Origin of the sequence: Neobacillus drentensis (assembly GCF_036966985.1) — a bacterium.
Lineage (GTDB): Bacteria > Bacillota > Bacilli > Bacillales > Cytobacillaceae > Neobacillus > Neobacillus drentensis_E.
The window spans coordinates 1-3,619 of record NZ_JBALSN010000036.1 but is presented as its reverse complement, the minus strand read 5'-3'; the positions used below and the strand labels follow the sequence as shown (position 1 = coordinate 3,619).

At 37.0% G+C, this 3,619-nt stretch carries 2 protein-coding genes; both read right to left on the bottom strand.

The window, feature by feature from the left end; genetic code table 11:
- Window positions 1-413 precede the first annotated feature (413 nt).
- Window positions 414-2,519: a HAMP domain-containing sensor histidine kinase gene (locus tag V7659_RS02500; RefSeq protein WP_335537904.1), complete on the bottom strand. Its 2,106-nt coding sequence runs from the start codon at window positions 2,517-2,519 to the stop codon at window positions 414-416.
- The gene (locus V7659_RS02495) at window positions 2,494-3,180 is read right to left on the bottom strand and encodes a response regulator transcription factor (protein ID WP_335537902.1); all 687 of its coding nucleotides are present in this window, start codon (window positions 3,178-3,180) and stop codon (window positions 2,494-2,496) included. Before V7659_RS02495 ends, V7659_RS02500 begins: the two co-directional genes overlap by 26 nt.
- Window positions 3,181-3,619: the final 439 nt, after the last annotated feature.

The window sequence follows — 3,619 nt, the reverse complement described above, 5'->3', positions numbered from 1 at the left end:
TTCATAATTGAAACTAAAGTTTATTGTTTGTTTGCACGATTTTGTTTGTTTAGTTTTCAAAGAACAATCTATCTCGTCAGAAGCGACATTTATTATTATATCAACACTCTATTACTATGTCAATATAATATTTTAGCTTTTTTCGTCATCACTTTTAACTGATTAAGCCGTCGTTAAAAGCAACTTTCATATCATAACACCTCCTGTTTAATTTTACAATAGGTAGTTTTTCTTTTTATAGAAATTTCATTACAAGACATCTCCTTTCTTCCATCCTTTATCATGAATTTAAACGAATTGTTATGGGACGATACTGAAAAAAACCGCTGCAAGCCACATTGCAACGGTCTAATCTATTCCTTTTTTCACTCTTTGGTGGTCATTTCCTTGCTGTAAACCGATCATATCACTTTCTAACTTTCTTCCACATCTCTCGATTGGGTGTCAGGCACCTTAGGGAAAGAAACAACTGCCTTAAATAAATCTCCGTCCACGTGGATATTAAATTTCCCCTTTTGAACTTCGATGAGGCTTTTCGCAATCGATAGCCCCAATCCGCTGCCTTGGCTGGACCTGGATTCATCACCTCGCTTAAAACGTTCCATTAACTCTTCAGCTGAGATATTTAACTCATAGGCGGAAATATTCTTAAAGGTAAGCTGAATTTCATTGCCTGCATCCTCAGCATCAATATAGACTCTAGAACCACTGAGCGCATATTTAAAGATATTCGATAATAAGTTTTCAATCGATCTCCAAAGTAATTTTCCATCCGCTTCAATGTAAACCTTCTTCTTGGGAAGATTAAGCTTGAATTGCAACTGGGAGGCTTCAATTCTATCATTTACTTCTCCAAGTCCCTGGGTGATTAAAGAGGCAATATCAATTTTCTCAAAATTAACGGAAATATTTCCACTCGTCGCCTTCGCCGCATCAAATAAATCATCAGTTAATAGTTTCAATCTCTTCGATTTTTGATCCAGGATATCGATATATTCAGCAGCCCTTGGCGTAACCTCTTCGGCTTTTAATAAATCCACATAGGTGATGATAGATGTTAACGGTGTTCTAATATCATGAGATACATTGGTGATTAACTCCGTTTTTAACCGCTCACTTTTAAGTTCACTATCAACAGCATCTTTCAATCCATCCGTGATGCTGTTGATGTTGCTAGCAAGGGTTTTAAACTCTCCACGGTCAGCCACATCGATTCGATGATGAAGATTTCCAGCTCTAATTCTTTCCACTCCATCCTGGATGGTTTGAAAACTCTTAACCTTTTTATAAGCAAACCAGGCTGCCAGACCAATCGTAACCGGGAACATAAAAAACGTTAACGCAATCAATACTGGGTAACCAATCACAATTAATACTGTCTTGATCCCGACATTCCCTGTCTCATAGACCTTTCTTACAATCTTTATGAGCTTATGGATGATAGCAAAAATCAGGGTATGCTTAAAGAACGTTTTATTTTTAACGTGTTTAACCAGTGAGAGAATCAGAATAAACACGGCCGCTGAAATCGGGATGGTGATCGGAATGGCGATTTTATCAATGCTTTGTTGTGCCACATTATCCATCCATGTAACCCACATCGCCATGAGGCCCATACATAGAAAGATATTGATATCATTGTATAGTTTATTCACTGGATGAAGGTGGACATGATCATCTTTAAATGACCTTCTTCCTGTGACAAGGATGAGATAGCCAAACGAAAGGATAAAACCTAGCAAAAATGCGGCTAAAATAAAAAGGTTTTTAGTGGCAACTGCTTTATCTTCCTTCCATTCGTTTATTTTTTGGTTTAAAAAGTCGTTTGTAAACGCAACATAAACCACCATCTTATCCTGGTTCAATTCCTCCAATGGATCCGTAATGAAGTGTAATTGCTCATTTTCTTCGATTACTTTCGGATAAATTTCTCTCTTATAATCCTCAAATATCAAATAAGTAGGATACTCTTTAAACTGCCCTTTTTCTGACTTCGTCGTGTTCGTATAAACATTGACGCCATCACTGGCATAAAACAACGGATTTTTCTGCTCCGTGAGTTCTTGTAATAATCTATGATAATTTCTTAAATCTTCCTTTATTAATCTTTCCTTAACTTGAGCAATCTTGTCAGCATACTCTTTTTTAAATGCGGAATAGTTCTCCTCTTCCCTTAATTCCGGCCGATAGTTCTTAGAATAGAGCTCAAAATCGGAATATAACTCCATCGTTTCTACCCTTAACCTTTCTTCACCAATCGAACCGCCCTTTAAAATATTTTCCTCACTCTTGTATTCCCTAAGAAGGGTAGTGAGATTGCCGATAATCTTTTCATTTTCCCTTACATATGCCTTACTTAAAAGATAGTCCTCTTCCATAACCATGCTAAAATAACCATGATTGACCACTTCAACCTGGATCATCGCTTTGATAATCCCTGTAAAACAAACGACCGCGATCATAAAAACGATGATTTTCGTTGTTAATAAGTGGCTATATTTTTTCAACTTTATATCCAACTCCCCACACCACCTTTAAATATTTGGGTTCCTTCGGATTGATTTCGATTTTCTCTCTTATTTTTCTAATATGAACGGTTACGGTATTTTCCGGACTAAACGCTGTTTCATTCCATACCCTTTCATAGATATCCTCAATCGAAAAGACTCTTCCCGCGTTCTCCGTCAGCAATTTCAAAATCTTATACTGCACCGGTGTAAGATGGACCTCTTCCCCATCAACCGAGATGACTTTACTTTCATCATCTATGACCAGTCCCCCCGTCCGAAAGACATTCCTCTTTGTTTCAAGACTTCCCAATGTGGTATATCTCCGCAGCTGGGACTTGACCCTTGCAATCAACTCCAGAGGATTAAACGGCTTTGTTAGATAGTCATCTGCCCCTATATTCAATCCAATAATTTTGTCCGAATCCTCCGATTTAGCAGAAAGCATAATCAATGGTATATTATTTTCTTCTCTAATCTTCATCGTAGCTCTTAACCCATCCATCATAGGCATCATAATATCCATGATAATAAGATGAATCTCATGATCTTTGATGAGATCGATGGCTTCCAAACCATTAAATGCTTTAAATAGGTGATATCCTTCATTTTCCAAATAAATTCCGATCGCATCGACAATTTCCTTATCATCATCACAAACCAATACATTCATGGAAAAAAATTCACTCCTAACTACGTTCTATCACCTTTTAGTATGCCTGCAAAAAGAATCATATCAAGCAAATCTTAACAAACACAGGATGTAAATCTTAAGATTTTCTTAACGTCTAGAAAATACCGCTTTATATTTTTAAAATCTTTTATAATCGTGTAGTTGTTCATAACACAGAAATCAATGTTTACGATCTTTCTAGATATATCACGATTTCAGGTATCGTTAATGGTGTCTCCGCCTTCTCCAGGTTTACCCCAGATACCATGGTTCAACTACTCACATTCGAGGACGGTTCAGCCATTAATCTATCGTATTTGTTATCAGGCCAGGCTGAAAATTATGATGACGTAAAAATTCGCTATGGCAGCTATAGAGCAGAATAGACTGTAATAAAAAAAATGCCTTCCCATTTCGGGCAGGCATTTTTTTGGTGGAC